The organism is Leifsonia sp. HAY1-4F, from assembly GCF_056755275.1.
The window spans coordinates 1-228 of record NZ_JBNDHX010000762.1 but is presented as its reverse complement, the minus strand read 5'-3'; the positions used below and the strand labels follow the sequence as shown (position 1 = coordinate 228).

General features: G+C 67.5%; 1 protein-coding gene. It reads left to right on the top strand.

Annotation, left to right across the window (positions count from 1 at the left end):
* The coding region (locus ACPYOG_RS21255) for an ATP-binding cassette domain-containing protein (RefSeq protein WP_481296010.1) at positions 1-228 on the top strand (228 nt) is incomplete at both ends.

Sequence of the window (228 nt, the reverse complement as noted above, 5' to 3'; positions counted from 1 at the left end):
CCCGATTAGCGAGTGTCTCGTGGGCTCGGAGATGTGTATAAGAGACAGCTCGGGAGGCGAACGGCAGTGCGTCGCCATCGCCCGGGCCGTCTACTTCGGGGCCCGCGTGCTGATCCTCGACGAGCCGACGGCAGCGCTCGGGGTCAAGCAGTCCGGGGTGGTGCTGCGCTACATCGCGCGGGCACGCGATCGCGGGCTCGGGGTGGTCTTCATCACCCACAATCCGCA